The 16,701-nt window shown below is 56.4% G+C and carries 10 protein-coding genes; 6 read left to right on the top strand and 4 right to left on the bottom strand.

The window, feature by feature from the left end; genetic code table 11:
• Positions 1-23: 23 nt before the first annotated feature.
• Entirely contained in the window at positions 24-1,832 is a 1,809-nt protein-coding gene (pepF, locus tag Poly59_RS20460) for an oligoendopeptidase F (RefSeq protein WP_146535922.1), read from the bottom strand.
• Between the two features lie 456 nt (positions 1,833-2,288).
• On the opposite strand from pepF, the gene Poly59_RS20455 reads away from it, so the two are divergent.
• The 6 genes from Poly59_RS20455 to Poly59_RS20430 all read left to right on the top strand — a co-directional run bounded on the left by Poly59_RS20455 (position 2,289) and on the right by Poly59_RS20430 (position 14,092).
• Positions 2,289-3,893, top strand: coding sequence for an exopolysaccharide biosynthesis polyprenyl glycosylphosphotransferase (locus tag Poly59_RS20455; RefSeq protein WP_146535921.1), 1,605 nt, complete (start codon positions 2,289-2,291; stop codon positions 3,891-3,893).
• Positions 3,894-3,996: 103 nt separating this feature from the next.
• Entirely contained in the window at positions 3,997-4,638 is a 642-nt protein-coding gene (locus Poly59_RS29720) for a hypothetical protein (RefSeq protein ID WP_186776410.1), read from the top strand.
• A 321-nt stretch (positions 4,639-4,959) separates the two neighbouring features.
• Complete coding sequence (locus Poly59_RS20445) at positions 4,960-5,706, top strand: N-formylglutamate amidohydrolase (RefSeq protein ID WP_186776409.1); 747 nt, start codon at positions 4,960-4,962, stop codon at positions 5,704-5,706.
• Between the two features lie 174 nt (positions 5,707-5,880).
• Positions 5,881-7,521 (top strand): AAA family ATPase, encoded by a 1,641-nt coding sequence (locus tag Poly59_RS20440; protein WP_146535919.1) that lies wholly within the window; start codon positions 5,881-5,883, stop codon positions 7,519-7,521.
• A 348-nt stretch (positions 7,522-7,869) separates the two neighbouring features.
• Complete coding sequence (locus Poly59_RS20435) at positions 7,870-9,591, top strand: BBP7 family outer membrane beta-barrel protein (protein ID WP_246151798.1); 1,722 nt, start codon at positions 7,870-7,872, stop codon at positions 9,589-9,591.
• Positions 9,592-9,769: 178 nt separating this feature from the next.
• The gene (locus Poly59_RS20430) at positions 9,770-14,092 is read left to right on the top strand and encodes an SdrD B-like domain-containing protein (RefSeq protein WP_222436143.1); all 4,323 of its coding nucleotides are present in this window, start codon (positions 9,770-9,772) and stop codon (positions 14,090-14,092) included.
• A 168-nt stretch (positions 14,093-14,260) separates the two neighbouring features.
• Here Poly59_RS20430 and Poly59_RS20425 read toward each other — a convergent pair whose 3' ends face one another.
• The 3 genes from Poly59_RS20425 to Poly59_RS20415 are packed head-to-tail and all read right to left on the bottom strand — an operon-like array spanning position 14,261 to position 16,565.
• On the bottom strand, positions 14,261-14,755 hold the full coding sequence (locus Poly59_RS20425) for a hypothetical protein (RefSeq protein ID WP_186776408.1): 495 nt from the start codon (positions 14,753-14,755) through the stop codon (positions 14,261-14,263).
• Between the two features lie 39 nt (positions 14,756-14,794).
• Positions 14,795-16,036 carry a competence/damage-inducible protein A gene (locus tag Poly59_RS20420; protein ID WP_146535917.1) on the bottom strand — a complete coding sequence of 414 codons (1,242 nt, stop codon included), beginning with the start codon at positions 16,034-16,036 and terminating at the stop codon, positions 14,795-14,797.
• Positions 16,002-16,565, bottom strand: a complete 564-nt coding sequence (locus Poly59_RS20415; protein WP_146535916.1) for a DUF6702 family protein — start codon at positions 16,563-16,565, stop codon at positions 16,002-16,004. The genes Poly59_RS20420 and Poly59_RS20415 overlap by 35 nt, the downstream gene beginning before the upstream one ends.
• Positions 16,566-16,701: the final 136 nt, after the last annotated feature.

Below are 16,701 nucleotides of genomic sequence, written 5' to 3'. Positions count from 1 at the left end.
AGGTTGGGGCGGGCGACACCGGATCACAGTAAGCGATCGAGTTCTTCTGTCAGATTTCGGAAGTGTTCCAGTGTTTTGGCAACGGGTTCTGGCGACGTCATGTCGACACCCGCATCTTTGAGCAAGTCGAGCGGATCTTTGCTGCAACCGCCCTTCAAGAACGACAGGTAATCCTTCAACTCGGCTTCGCCGCCTTCGAGCACTCGTCGCGATAGAGCAACTGCAGCACTCAGGCCAGTCGCATACTTGTAGACGTAGAACGCGCGATAGAAGTGAGGAATTCGGAAGCACTCTAGTTCCAGTTCTTTGTCGATCACAAAGTTTGGGCCAAAGTAGGCTTCCAGCAGTTCGCGGTACGCAGCGCGGAACGACGCAACGGTCAGTGGCTCGCCCGCTTCGGCCATTTCGTGTGTCTTCTTTTCGAACTCGGCAAACATCGTCTGACGAACGACCGTCGCACGAATGCTGTCCAGTTCATTGTTGATCAGATACGCCCGTTCGTTGTCGTCGGTGGCATTCTTGATCAAGTAGTCCGTCAACAGTTGTTCGTTGAACGTGCTGGCGACTTCGGCGACAAAGATCGTGTAGTTGTAGTACTGGAACGGTTGATTCCGCGACGAATACCAACTGTGCATCGAATGGCCGGCTTCGTGAGTCAGCGTGAACACATCATTGAGGACTTCGGGTTTGAAGTTCATCAGGATGTACGGATCGCCTGCGAACGAACCGCAACTGAACGCACCGGACTGTTTACCGCGGTTGGGATAGCGGTCTGACCATCGCCCGCGAAGTCCCTTGGCCAGCGTGTCGGTGTATTCGGTTCCCAGCGGCGCCAGCGATTTCAGCACCACTTCGACGGCTTCGTCCCAGGTATGGTGCTTTTCGATGTTGCTGAGGATTGGCACGTAGGTGTCGTAGTGATGGATGTCTTTCAACTCCATCTTGCGGCGTCGAACGTCCAAGTAATGGTGGACAGATGGCAACGAGTCCCTTACGGCCGTGATCAAGTTGTCGTAGACGTCGACAGGAACGTTGTCGGGGAACAACGCCGATTGCAAGCTGCTGTCGTAATTGCGTGCTTTGGCGTAATAAACGTCGCGTTGGACGCTGCCACAAAGCGTTGCCGAAAACGTGTTTTCGTGTTCTGCGAATTGTTTGTAGTACTGGTGAAACGCGTTGCGACGGACTTTGCGTTCGGGGCTGATCAAAAGTTGCCCGAACGTCGCGTGCGACAACTCGACGGTGCGACCCTTGTGGTCTTCGACTTCGCCGAATCGCAGGTCAGCATCATTGAGCTGACGAAAGGCGTTGCCGGCGGCCGACGCCATCTCACCCTGCATCGCCAACAGCCGCTCTTCGTTGTCGGTCAGCGTGTGGGGGCGGAACCGAACCAATCGTTCGAGTTGCAGCTTGAACGGTGCAACGGCTGGGTCTTCGATCAGTTTGGCCATCGCCGCTTCGTCGATTCCCAGCAATTCCGGCCGCATGAAGCTTGCCGCCTGCCCGGCCCGAACGGCCAAGTTCTGGAACCGAGACTTCATGCCTTGGTACAGGCTGTCACCCTGGTCTTCGGTCGTTTTCAGGAACGCGTAGGTGCCCAGACGTTCAGCAATCAGGTCAAATTCGTTGTCGAAATTCAGGGCCGAGGCCAGCGTTTGAGCAGACTCGCCAAGCCGACCACGGTAGGTCTCGAATGTCGGAATCTTCGTTTCGAGCAGCTTAAAGTCAGCCTCCCAGGCTTCGTTGCTGGCGAACAGGCTGGACAGATCCCAGCAATCCGCGGCGGGAACATCACTTCGATTGGGCAGTTTGGCGGGGGCGGCAGTACTCATCGCGTCGGGTCGTCCTTGGAGAGAAACGTTGGTTTTGCGGGCATTGTAGCGATCCGGGCACCAGCCTGACACGGCGTGCAGGAAGCCCCACCGATCCCCAGAAGGCGGGAATTTTGCGGCAAATTGGCCTGCCGGTGCAGGCGATTGAACCCCATCCCGCCGCCGTCGCTGAAGAAACCTTTTGGGTAAATTGGGTTATTCCTGATTTAACCATTAGCCATGTCGAACTAGTGTATTACTAGGTTTGCGGGGCAATCTTTTACAGTTTGGCTCGCATGCAGTGAATCTGTGGGGGACGGTTGTATGACGTCGCTCCTCCGCAACGATCCAACTGCGGCCCGTATCGGGGGATACGACGTCGTACTGAAAACGCAAATTTCAGCCGCTCGCCGAGCAGCCTGAGGTCGGACGTTTTCTTGTCCGAGTACTCCCGATGCGAAAGCCTGGCATTCAACAGTGGTTCTTTCAGTCGCAACATTGTCGCCTCACTCACTCGACGCAATCGCTCCGGAAACCGGTGGCGTTCCTCGTCGTACTGAATCCGGTCAAACGGAATCCGCCGATGCTCGAGAAAAGCAGTCGGTGTCAGATTTAATCGTTGGCCCGCACGCCGAACCTCGACTGCAACCAGCCGAATCGGTCGTCGCCAACCACACCGCGGCCAAGATGAATGGCAACTTGTCGCGGTCCTACCTCGTACAGTCGACCTACACAGGAGTGCCGCTTGTAATCGCCGATATGGCAATCACCGCGGTTGCATTGCTTGTGTCTTCTTATGTGGTCAATCTGTCTCAAGGGCACGGATTCAATTCCGGCACTTGGACTCAGTTGCCCGCTCTGCTGCTGTTGCAGTTTGGTTTGATTTCCCTGCACGGTTTGTATCCCGGAGCGGGCATTAGTCCTGTGTATGAACTGCGTGGGATCGTCCGATCGACGTTTTTGGCGGCACTTAGCTTGTCGACTATCAATATATTGTTTGGGCAGTTGCCGCGGATTGAGTTCGCGATCTTCGCGTGCACAGCCGTCATGATTGCCGTTTTACTGCCGCTTGCCAGACACCTGACCCGTACGGCGCTTGCCAAAACCAGTTGGTGGGGCATTGGCACCCTGTTGATTGGAACCGCCTCGGATGGCAGTCGAATCTGTTCGCGCATCCAGTCGCTTCGGCAGTCAGGTTTCAAATTGATCGGCTACGTTTGCCGCGACTTTGAAAATGGTCACAGCGATTCGAACTGCTTGGGCCCGCTGGACGATGCGTACTCAATCGCCAGCCTGAACGGCGCACCGGTCGCGGCGATTGCATCGTCCGAGATTCAAGAATCCGCTCACCGATTGATGTTCCAATTCCCATCACTGGTGTGGATCGGAAACTCGTCAACCGCACAAGAGTCGTCCGACGTCTTGGGTGCGTTCACCCGACGGTTGAACATGCCCTTTTTACGATTCGTTCCACGGTTCTGCAAACGAGCTTTGGACTTGATGATTGTGATTCCTGGATTGGTGGCTCTCGCCCCACTGTTCGCGATCCTGGCGATCGCGATCAAACGACGTTCACCAGGTCCAGTCATCTATGGCAGCAATCGAGTCGGCCAGCATGGTCGCCGGTTCAAGATGTGGAAGTTCCGATCAATGGTGGTTGGTGCCGACGAAGTGCTGAAACAAAAACTGGCCAGCGACCCCGTCGCTCGCGCCGAATGGGATCGCGACTCAAAATTGAAAGACGATCCTCGAATCATCGCTGGCGTCGGTCACATGCTGCGTCGCTTTAGCTTGGACGAGTTACCACAACTCTGGAACGTCCTAACTGGCGAAATGAGCTTGGTGGGACCGCGGCCTGTTCCGCCAGACGAGATCGTTCGCTACCAAGCCCATTACTACGAATACACACAGATGTGGCCCGGCATGACGGGTCTTTGGCAAGTTTCAGGTCGTAATGAAACCACGTTTGAAACCCGCGTCTTCCTGGTGCACCACTATGCAGCCAACTGGTCGCTTTGGTTGGACGCCTGGATCCTGGTTAAAACCCCGTTAACCGTCCTAACCCGACGGGGCGCGTACTGAGACTTGTATATTTTTCAGCTTTCCGACGCAAAAGACTAGAAAAAGCTAAAGACCGAACCAGACTAGTGAAACCGTAAGAATCCTCTATCCCTTAGATATTGACATGAAAAACATCAAAAACATCAGCAGCGCGTTTGCGTTGACGATCGCTCTGGCGACTTGTTCGACCAGCATTGCAGCCGAAGAAGCCACAATCGAAGCAATCGGACAAGAAGTCGAAGCCAAGCTCAGCCTAACTGACACCTTCGAGCAAATTCGCGCAGACGTTGCGTCGGCTAAAACAGCAAATCCAGCCATGCTGGCTCGTATCGACAAGTTGGTCTCGCAGATCGACGCCGAACTGGCAACCAAGCCAGACAACGCCGACCAACTGAATTACCTGCGTGAGCGAGTTCTTCGTCTTCGCGGCGAAATCAGCAAGAGCCTCGGCTATGACACCGAATTGGTCAACCAAATCGGTGGCGAATTGATGCCAACCCCGATGATGGGCGACGTCGTTCCTATGGACGGACAAATCATCAGCGATCAACCACTTGGCTGCCTCGACGGTTCGTGCGGCGGATCAATCTCCGGCGGCGGATTTAGTGGTGGCGGTGGTGGCGGATTCAGCGGCGGTGGTGGTGGCGGCGGAATCGGTGGCGGCGGATTCGGCAAATTGGCTGCATTCGGTGGAATCGCAGCAGCAATCGCCATTGGTGCCTCGGACGACAACGACCCCGGAACGCCTGCTTCGCCATCGAATTAGTCGACGATCCGGATGAAACTCCTGCGTTTTGAAGCGGGAAGTTCTCCACAGAAGAATCTTACGGAAACAAGAATCCGAGATATCCAGAAATGGGTGTCTCGGATTTTTTTGTGTGTCACCCCAGACGACCAAATGAAAGCAATGTGACGCAGCGAGTTGCCCCACACTGCCCGAACCGCCCATTTCCACTGGACGGGTCTATGAGTCGATTTGATTCGTTCAATTCGACGCCCTGCATGGCTGAATCAACATTTACCGCGGGTTGATTCGGTCTTTACACTAGCTCGCAGGAGGTACGTTTCCTGCAATGCGAGTATGGCGATGTGTTTATTGATCAGTTGCGAAGTCGGGGGCGATTCCGTTCCTGCTGCGCTGATCAGAACCGAGGGTGACGCACAGGCCGATTCGAAATCGTCAAAGCACTTCGAAACTGGCCCGCTGCCAGACCGACTGCTAGGTGACCAGTCCGCTCTCTACGTGGCCAAGCGATTGGCCACTGGTTTTGATGCGCCGCTGATTGCCAACCGATACTCGCCTCAGCTAATCGATGTTGGCCGCTCGCTGCATCATCGCGAACTTTTTCCCAAGCTGACCCGTCAATGGTCGCCCGATGATCGCCAAAGTTTGATCGACCTGATCTATCTGCCCTACCGCGATCGGATTCGACGAGCAATCGCCGGCGGACTGTTGCGGCATTCCTATGTGATTCATTTGTCGATTCGAACGTTTGATCTGCGAAGCCGTGGCAAAGTTCGGCGAACGGACGTCGGGCTGCTGTACGATCCGTCGAACAACAACGAAGTCGATTTGTGCTTGGACTGGATTGATGAACTATTTGACGAAGCCGAAATGTTGAAGGTCCGGCGAAACTATCCACGCCGCGGCACGACCGACAGCATCACCAAAGCAATGCGTAGCGAATTTGCGGGCACTCAATATTTGGGGATCGAATTGATGCTCAATCGAGCCTGGGCCGCTCGAGACGTTTCACTAAGAGACCAAGCGATTGATGGTCTGATCTGGTCGCTCAAAACGATCACCGACGGCGTCAACGCCGAGGCAGCCTAAGCCGCCCATCTCGGTGGAAAACGGGAATCGTTGCCCAGGGATCGGACAGTCGTCTTTTTACTGCGCCTCGCCGAGACCTAGGTTCGGCCATTACACTGGTATCGATTCGATTGGGTATTCGCCAATCGCCGGCTCCGCTGTTCTGTCACGTCCCGCTCGCATTCTCTTCACTTCATGAACGACGCTGACGAAACTCGCTTGACCGGGATGCTGCGCCGGGTGATCCGGGACTGCGGAAAGCTGTACCAGAAGTGCGGCAAGTGGATGGTTCGCCGCTATCCCACCATGATCGAGGGGCGTCCCGAAGATTTCCCGGCTTTGATGGACGACCTGCATCGGGGACTGCTTGTCAAGGTATACGTCACCGTGGTGCGAGCGGACGATCGATGGACGGGACCGGAAAAGAAGATCGCTGCGGCGATGATCGAACACCTTTGGGGCCAAGAATTTCAAGGCAGCGAGCTCCGTGAAGCCGCGACGGGACTGTTCCAACAAGCGGATCTGTTGACGTGGGAATCCTTGGTCGCACCGTTTGTTCGCTATCCGCCGCTGGCCGACAGCAAGGCTCAAATCGAAACGATCGTGATGCGTCTGGCCAACCTGGTCGCCAAATGCGATGGCAACACGATGCCAGAAGAATCGGTTGCTCTGCACCTGTTGCAGCGAGAAATCGACGCGGCTCTGTACCCAGCAAATCCAGCATCGACGCTGGCGAGCTTGCCATCGTCGCCGAAATCATCAGGCGGCCGAGCAACAGCACAGGCCTTTGAACAGGAACACGCCCAAGCAGGATCGCCAGCGCCGCCCGAACCGTTAGTCGATCGTGACGAGCGCCTGCGGACGGCGATGGCCGAACTTGAAACGTTGATTGGCTTAAGCAGCGTGAAGTCGCGAGTAAAGAGTTACACCAACTTCTTGAAACTTCAACAGCAACGTCGTGGCAAAGGACTCTCGACGATGCCAATCAGTTTGCACATGACGTTCGTCGGAAATCCTGGAACGGGCAAAACCACGGTGGCTCGAATCGTGGGCCAAATCCTTGGCGCTCTTGGAACCTTGCGTTCGGGGCATGTAGTAGAAACTGATCGCAGTGGGCTAGTGGCTGAGTATGCGGGGCAAACTGCGACGAAAACAAATAAGCTGTGTGATTCGGCATTGGGCGGTGTGCTATTTATCGATGAAGCGTACGCCTTGCTGGACTCGTCTGGCGACGATGCCTACGGACGCGAAGCGATCCAAACGTTACTAAAACGGATGGAAGACAACCGCGATAACTTGGCCGTGATTTTGGCTGGTTACGGTGACGAAATGGACAAGATGATTCAGTCCAACCCGGGCCTGTCATCGCGGATCAACACCAAGGTTGAATTCGACGATTACGAGCCTGTCGAAATGGGACGAATTTTCGAGTCGATGTCGCGCAGCAACGACTACGAATTGCCTGCCGCGGCGCGGCATCGTTTACTGGTCGGACTCGATCGGCTCTATCAATCGCGCGATCGACATTTCGGCAACGGCCGTTTGGTTCGCAACGCGTTCGAAGATAGCGTGCGCCGTTTGGCTGATCGAATCGCCGACGTGAGCGACCTGAGTGACGACTTGCTGACGCGATTGACTGCGGCGGACATTGCTGTCCCCGGCGTACGCCCGGCCGAGCTGGATGAATTGTTGCGGCGGCCGCACGAACTGAGGATGGAATGCGAGGGCTGCGAGCGAAGGATTCGTGTGAACCCCGAATCACTCGGTGCCCGCGTTCGTTGCGGCAAGTGTGACTTCATCCAGATTGCATCTTGGGCAATGGTTGAATCGAAATAGTCCGCCCCCCGCGTCTGAACTGGGAGATCTGAGCTGGGCGATCTGAACTGGGCGATCTGAACTGGGAGATCTGATCTGGGCGATCTGAACTGGGCGATCTGAACTGGGCGATCTGAACTGGGTGACTTTTCCGATTAGCGAAACCTTTCTGGCCGGGATGACTTTGGCGATTTTTCGGATTATTCCGATTTTGAGTTGAGGTTCGGGCACTTCTCCGTCGATATCGCTAGGGAACCAGTCGGTGTGTGCCGACGCAAGGCGGAATTTGCTGTCTGGTTCTTCCCGGGGGGGAAAACGATTTCGGTGCTGTTTCACGACACGCCATCCAAGCATCCCATGGTGAAGCCCGTGCTTACCTTTCAAAGAACCATCAGTTTTTCTCTTGTCGCGTTGGTCATTGCGACCTGCGGACCTGTGGCCTCGGCACAAAATCAGTCGAACACGTCGTCTTCAAGTCGAAGAAGCGTTCGCACGACCGAGAAAGCCGCTCGAGCCAATTGGCAGCCGACTCGTGAAACCACCAAGTCGGGAAACACACAGTCGTCGACTTTAGTCGAGGCAGCCGTCGAACCGGCCTTCGAACTCAAGCCTGCCCCGGCTCGTCAAACCAAGACAAAGAAATCGGTTCGTCCAGTTGGACACGTTTCGAGCCGCGGCATTCCAGTGCCTCCGGATGATTCGATGTCGATCGTCGATTCGACTTACTCGAATTACGACGAGCACGAAATCCTAGACGGCCAAGTGATGATGTCGCCGATGGAAGGCGAAGTCATCTACGAGGGAGACATGTCATCATCGTCATGCGATTCAATGGGCGGTTGCGGATGCGGCGACGTGTTCTGCACTGGTGGCTGCGATTCGATGGGTGGCGGATGCAACTCGGGCACGTGTGGATCAAGCGGCTGTAGCACCTGTGGCGAACTGATCAGCCCCAACGCTTGGCGTCCTTGCGTGACCCTTTGCTTGCCACAAGACGGATGGTTTAGTGCCGAGTATCTGATGTGGTTCCAAGACGGCATGGAATTGCCACCTTTGGTCACAACCAGCCCAACGGGAACGAACGTCAACCAAGCCGGTGTGCTTGGCGGACCCTCATCGATTCTGTTCGGTGGTAACAAAGTTTTAGAAGACTCCATTGACGGCTTCCGCTTCAACTTCGGCGTGTGGTTGGATGGATGTCACACCTGGGGTCTGGGCGGTGAGTACTTCAAGATCGGTCAAGAGAGCGAGTCGTTCAGTGCAACCAGCAGTGGTGCCACGATCCTGGCTCGTCCGTTCTTCAACGTAAACCCAACCACCGGTGCGGCTCGCGAAGACGCAGAATTGGTGTCGTTCCCGAACGTCATCGCCGGAACAGTTTCAGCAACGGCATCGTCGGAACTCTTTGGGACTGGAATTCACTTGCGTCATCTCCGGATGGCCAACGAGGGCTGCACTTCGGGATTGTTCTGCGGATGCCCAGGACACTTCTGCAGCCGCCAAGAAGTGATGTTCGGTTACCGTTACCTGCAACTGGACGAGAGCGTCAACATCCGCGAAAACCTTCGTGGAATCGACCCGGTCAGCACTTTCAACATTCATGACAGCTTCGAAACACAAAACCAATTCAACGGCTTCGACTTGGGTTGGAAGTATCGTCGCACACGGGGATACTGGAGTGCCGATGCGATGCTTCGAATGGCGTTCGGTGTGACCAATCAAACGGTCCGAATCAACGGCTCGACGGTCTCGACCGACTCGACCGGAACTCAAGTGTCAAGCTCGGGCGGCCTGTTGGCTCAACGCACCAACATTGGTGTATACGAACAAGACGAGTTCTCGGTGATCCCTCAGCTAGACCTGAACCTGGGCTACCAACTGACCGACCACTTGCGTGCGACTGTAGGTTACACGTTCCTTTACTGGTCCAATGTGGTTCGTCCCGGCGATCAAATCGATCGCGACCTGAACCCAGCGTTGCTGCCGCCCGAACAAGATCCGTTCACCGGTGCAAGCCGCCCTGGATTCAAGTTCGACACCACGGACTACTGGGCTCAGGGGCTTTCGATTGGTGGCGAGTACCGTTGGTAAGTTCGGCTTAATCCGAACATTGCGATCAAGACCGTTGAAACGATTGTCCGATACCTGGACAGGACGGTCTGCAGCTTGAGTTACAGCGCGGATTCTCTCCCCCCCAAAATCTTGAAGAACGCCCGAAATGAGTTCGGCGTCGGTTGCTTCAAGCAAGTTCAACGAAACACGGAAGATCATGATGGTCTGGCAAAACTTTCTAAGTCGTTTAGTTCAATCGAAGTCGGCACCGTCAAAAGTGGCTTCCAAGCCAGCGTCGTCAAACAAGCGATCGGCACGCAAACGCAATGACCGACGGCTGCGTTTGGAGCAGATGGAACGACGCGAATTGATGGCGTCGGACTTAGGCGTGATCGCCGGCACCGCGTTTGTCGACCAAGCCAACGACGGATCTTCCGCGGGTGACCCGCCCGTGTTGGTCGACGCAGGCGGCAACTTGGTCTCGCCAGGCACGGCCGGTGCTACCGGAATCCAAATCCAACTATTCAATGACGACGGAACCACGCCGGGCACATTCGACGCAAGCGACACGCTTTCTGGCACCGCGACGACTGACTTGAGTGGTGACTATCGCTTCGACCAATTGTCGCCGGGCACTTACTTCGTTCAACAAGCGACCGTTCCCCAGTTGACAACACCGGGCCCACTAACGGTCGAAGTCGTTGACGACAACGGCATCCGAACTGCATTGATCGACGATTACTCGGTGACTCCGATGACCGTCTTGGCCAATGCCGCCAACCCATCGGTGTTTTCGTCGATCAGTGCGACCGAAGCCATCGGTGGCAGCCGAGACGTTTCCGTCAACGCAACTTCGGGCAACATTCTGTTCGAGGTCAACAACCTCAACAGTGAGCTAACCGTTTCGCCCGGAGCCGGCGGCGTTGGTTCGGTCAACATCCAGTACGACGGATCCGACACGACCGCTACCTTGGATGCGACCGGCCTGCGGACCGGCGGTGTCGGTGTCTCGCTAGGCGGCGGCGCGGCCGGTGTAGCAGTCGATCCCAACGGTGGCTTGATCGCATTGCTGCGAGCCGAGCAACCCGGCGACAGCATCCAAGTGATTGTTCACTCGGACGCAAGCAACTCGTCGATCGTAACGATCGCGATTCCGCAAGACTTAGTGGCCAACCAAGAAGTCTACATTCCGTTCTCGAGCTTCACGATCAACACGGGAACCGGTGCGGACTTCAACGACGTCGGTGCGATTGAAACCAACGTGCCGATCACTGTTGCGAACAACGACGTCAACATCTCGATCGTCGAAGCGATCACGCCAGTGATCGTCCAAGCCGACTTGGCAAACATCCTGCCTCTGTCGCTTGGCGGCCAACTGTTCAACGACAGTTCCGATGGCGGACAGGACGATGGAATCCGCCAAAGCACCGAAGCCGGCGTGGCGGGTGTGACGGTCCAACTTTACGAATTGACTGATCCCAACGGAACCGTCGACCCGACTACCGACACGCTGGTTGCGACCACGACAACGATCGCCGGCGGAGTCTACAACTTCACCGGACTAACGCCGGGCAACTATGCGGCCGTCGTCCCGAGTTCCCAGTTTGTCACGGGAGCCGCTCTGTTTGGGTTTGCCAACAGCACCGGCAACGACCCCGCATCGGATCCCGATGATAATGTCGACGATGACGACAACGGCACCACGCTCGCAGGCGGCGATGTCGCTAGCGGCACGATCACGCTAGAGTCGAACCTTGAACCGACCAACGACGGCGACACCGACGCCAACACAAACAACACAGTGGACTTTGGGTTTGTCCCACAGATCGACTTGTCGATCACTAAGACTCTAGTCACCGCTTCGTCCGTTGTCGCAGCCGGTGGAAATGTGGTCTTCGACATCGTGGTCCAAAACGGTGGTCCACTTGCAGCCACCAACGTCGTGGTCACCGATGTTTTCCCAGCCGGTTTGACTTACACCGGCATGACCAATGCGTCCGGTGCATTTTCACCAGCGGTTAACGGAACGACCGTTACGATTGCTCTGGGAACGGTCGCTGCGGGAACCACCGCAACGTTCCGCTTGAACGCCGACATCGGCGATAATCAAACCGCGGACATGACCAACACGGCCACCGTGGTCGGCGACCAAGTTGAAACCGACGCAACCAACAATAGTGATGACGAGCTTGTCGATGTCATTGCGTCCGACTTACGAATTGAAAAGGTCGATCTGACGGACCCGGTCAACGCTGGCAATCAATTCACTTATGAAATCACCGTCACCAACGATGGTCCTGATGGCGCCGCCGGTGTGATTGTGGTCGACCCGCTGCCCGTTGGCGTTACTTTCATCAGCGGCAACGTCGGTGGTGCTGCCAACCTGGTCTCGTTCGATTCGACGACCCGCGAAGTCACCGCAACGGTTGGCACGCTGGCCAACGCAGCCACTTCGACAATCACGCTGGTGGTCGAAGTTAGTCCCGACGCAGTCAGCCCGCTGACCAACACCGCATCGGTCACGGCATCGCCAAATACCGACCCCAACCCCGACAACAACAGCACGTCCGAAGACACGACCATCAACCGAGTCGTTGATGTTGCCGTCGACAAAACAGTTTCTGGCACCGCAATCGCGGGGCGCACGGTGACCTACACCGTCGCGGCGACGAACAACGGCCCTGGACAAGCTCGCGGTGTTTCGGTCATCGATACGCTCGACGCCGATTTGACCTTTGTCACCGGCAGCCTCAACGCAGGCACCACGGGCGTCACGGTAACGCAAAACGGGCAAACGTTAACATTTGACGTCGGCGTTCTGGATTCATTGCAAACCAGTACGTTCTCGTTCGATGTCATGATCGGATCGGACGCCACCGGCGTGATTCCAAATGCGGCTACGATTTCCACCACCGACACCGACAGCAACGCGGCCAACGACACCGACAGCGTGGACATCAATCCCGGCCGGCAAGTCGACCTGATCCTGAACAAGACGGTCGACAAGGCAACCGCCGTCCCCGGACAAGACACGTTGATCTACACCTTCGTGGTCAGCCACGACACCGACAGTGTCAGCGATGCCACCAGCGTCGTCGTCTCGGACACATTGCCGGCCGGCTTGTCGGGAGTTGTGATTACGGCGGCCACAGCCACGACTAGCAACTTCGCCAACGGCATCATCACGGTCAACTTTGATTCCATCCCTGTCGGCGAGACACGGACATTTACCGTTGCGGCAACCGTGAACAACGACGCTGTCGGTGACGCATCCGGAAACGTCGTCAACCCTGCTTCGGTGACGTCGACCGGTACTGAACTGGACACCACCAACAACTCGTCGTCTGCGACGACATCGCTAACGCCGGTATTCGACATCGTCGTCGACAAGACCGTCAACAGTGCGACGCCTGCCATCGGTTCAACGGTAACCTACACGGTTACGCTCACCAACGACGGTCCTAGCCAAGCTCAGGGCATCGTGCTGACCGATGCAATTCCTGCCGGATTGACGTTCGTCAGTGCGACGATGGGAGGGCAAACGGGCACGGCATCGGGCAGCACGATCACTTTCCCCGCCGTCGTTCTTGCACCTTCCGCAACCACGACCGCCACGTTGAACTTCACGGTCAATGCCAACGCTTCGGGCACGATCACGAACACCGCTAGCGTGCCCGACTTGTCGGCTGCTGGTGAAAACGACATCACCAACAACTCCGACGCTGTCGACATCACCGTGACGCCGATCGTGGACTTGGCGATCACCAAGGCTGTTTCCGACACGACTGCGGCCGCGGGTGATTCGTTGACCTACACGATCAACGTCGTCAACAACGGACCGTCGTCGGCAACCAACGTCGTCGTCACTGACACCTTGCCAGCCGGCGTGACATTGACCGGCGGTACTCGTCCCGACGGCACCGCATTCACAACCGCTGGCGGCTCCGGCATCACGATCAATGGCGATCAAATCACCGTGACTGGCGGTGACTTGGCAAGTGCCGGAACGTTTAGCTTCACCGTCACCGGCACCATCGACAGTGGCGTCAGCACGGTGCAAACCAACACCGCGGTGGTCACTTCGGATACCAACGAAACAGCAACCGCCAACAACACGGCAACCGTTGCGACGACGGTCGATCCGTTGACTGGATCGATTGCGGGCAAAGTCTACTTGGACGTTAACAGCAACGGCATCTTTGATACCGGCGACACTGGGATCGAAGGTGCCAGCATCCGATTGACCGGCACCGACAACTTAGGCACGGTGGTTGATCGCACCGTACAAACCAACGCCGCTGGCGATTACGTGTTCGCTCAGTTGGCAGCCGGATCGTATCAAGTTACTGAAACACAGCCCGCTGGCTTGGCCGACGGCAGTGAAACCGCAGGTACAGGTGCAACGTCGTCCAACACCGGCAACGACCAGTTCACCAGCTTGGTCATCGCACCCGGTGCAACTGCCGCTGCGTTTAACTTTGGCGAACTGGAACCGATCGACCCGCTATCGAAAAGACGCTTCTTGGCATCAAACCGTTGATGCTTTGTCGAATCGTTCGAACTGCGACGCGGGCGGCGGGAGCCGGTGGAGAGACAACCCGCAGAAGCTAACCGAACGGTAGGACAAAAAAGAAGCGAAGAACGCTCGGCTTTCGGGGGGAAGCCGGGCGTTCTTTATTTGATGGACACAGTCCGACGGACGTGATCCCTACTGATCGCCCCTCACTTCTTCGTCCGCTTCCGCCGGATCTTTCGAACCGGCAACAACGATCTTGCCGAACATGTGACCACCGACTTTGTCGTGCTGCCATGTCCCCGCATAACGTCCAGCGTGGATCATCACTCGGGCATCGAACGTTCCCATGCCGGGAATCCAAAGTGAGTCCAACGTGATCACAGGCGTCTGGCCGGACCACAAAATCTTAATCTCCATCGGCACCTCGCTGTCGACTTCGCCATACTTGATCCTGGCCGTCAATCGATACTGATCAGCGGCGTCCATTTTTTCGCACTTGCTAATCATGTACTGCTCTGTCTTGGGCAGTTTGTCTTCTTTGCCATCGACCGTGAACTTGCCAACAAAGCTTGCCCCGGTCAGGTAGTTGGCCAACCGAGTCTCGCGATCTGCGTTGTCGTTGGTGTTGTCGGCAGCAACCGCCAGTGACGCCAAAAGCATGAAGGCTGCCAGTGTGAACCATCGCATCGGGTGAGTCCTTTTAAAGAGGGAAGATCTGTCGTCTGTTTACTCTAGCACTTCGCGCAACCAAGCCATCGCCGCTTTGCCAATCCGGGCATGCAGGATATCAGGATGACCGCCGATTCTGATCGTTTTTTCGTGACACTTGCCGCCCGGCGCTCGGACGACCAAGTTCACATCCGCGTTGGGTAGCGGCGTTTCGGGTTTCGCATCGAGCGGCGGATAAGCGTCGACCATCAACACCCAATCCGATCGGAAACGACGCTGGATTTCAGTCATCGCGTCGGCCGTGTTGGCAACATCCAACAGCCCGACCATGTCATCCGTCGTCGCTAGCGATATGCCACCGCGATAGGCCGGCGAATCGCCAAGCGAGGCAAACCAATCACCCAGTAATGCAGCCCGACCGAGTTCGATGACGCACAACGATTCATCTCGAGCTCGCAGCGTCGCCTCGACGGCGTGCTGCTGTTCGAACGATTCGCCGTCACCAAAATAGTATTCCGGCACCAACTTCAAAATTTCTTCGCGCGTCATGGCGATCATGGCCGCGCACGTTTCATCGGTGTCGGCCGTCGCCGTGATGCGCAACGAGATCGTCGCGCCGCTGACGGTGATGCCGACGCGTGGTTCTCGGTCACGTGAAATCATTTCACCAAGCCGTTGCTCCATTTCACTTTCGCCAACACCAAAAAACTTCATCACTGCGTGCGAGATCCGTGAACCGCCGCCCGATTGCTGCATGATCCGGGGTGCCACGGTTTCGTCGAACATGCGAACCATTTCCGCGGGAACACCAGGCAACGCAAAGATTCGGCTGGGCATTTGGCCATCGCGTTCGACTTTTAAATCAATACCAGGCGCTGTGCCTTGGGGATTGAAGATTTCGTCACTGCCGATCGGAAACATCGCCTGAACACGATTGCGTTCCGGCATCTCGCGGTGCCGCTTTGCGAACATCGATTCGATATGCTGCATCGCCGAGTCTCGCATTTCGAGTGGCCGGTCGACCATGATCGACAGTGCTTCGCGAGTCAGGTCGTCGCGGGTCGGCCCAAGTCCACCGGTTGCGACAACGATGTCGGCGCGACTGGCTGCGATACGAAAGACGTCGACGTTGTCCGACAACGTATCGCCAACGGTCGAGTGAAACTTGACAACCACGCCCAACTCACCGACTCGGCGACTTAGCCACTGGGCGTTCGTATCCAGTCTCGCGCCACTGGTCATCTCGTCGCCGATCGAAATAATTTCACAGGTCAGTTGGCGGCAAGGGTGCTTCGTCATGGTCAGTCGTATTCTTAGGGTTCGTTTTGCCTGGTGAAACAGTGTCCGCCGCCGCATCAAGCCGAACTCTCGACCGAGTCGCAGTCAGGTTCATCGCTCGCGGCGGCGTGTGATTTAACAATAGCAGTCGATGCAGAAAATCGGGTTCGCGATCAAACAGCAGCCGGCAATCGATCCATTCAGGCCGCTTGCCATCGGTTGGTTGGATTTCAAAGTACCACCAAACATGAGCCCCGTCGCGGTCCCGTCCAATCCAGTGATAGGTGGCCGAATCTTTCGCCACCTTGGATTCTGGCGACGATTTTGGTTCTGGCGGATTGGTAATCCGAACTCGTTTCTGGAGGTACCGGATCGCCCAGATCGGCGTTTGATCACCGCCGCCCACTTTGGTCTTGATCCACTGCTCGTCTTCGATATCCAACCGCACCGCGACTTCCATTCGCCGCGTCTGCGGATTCCACTGGACCTCTGTGACGGTTTCGTGGACCGGATGCACCAGCAACGCCAAAATCAGGCTCAGGAATGCCATGCAGCGGCTCTCAAATCAAAAAGGGCAAAAGTTAGGCTCGACGGGGAAACAACAACCGGCATCCCGCCACGCCCCCAGTCTAAGCGATGCGGCCGATTTCGCTGCACCACTGATGCTTATGAAATCCATGCTTGTG

It is taken from the genome of Rubripirellula reticaptiva (assembly GCF_007860175.1).
In the GTDB taxonomy this organism is placed as follows: Bacteria; Planctomycetota; Planctomycetia; order Pirellulales; family Pirellulaceae; genus Rubripirellula; species Rubripirellula reticaptiva.
The sequence above is the reverse complement of the archived record's forward strand: the minus strand, read 5'-3'. Positions and strand labels throughout refer to the sequence as shown.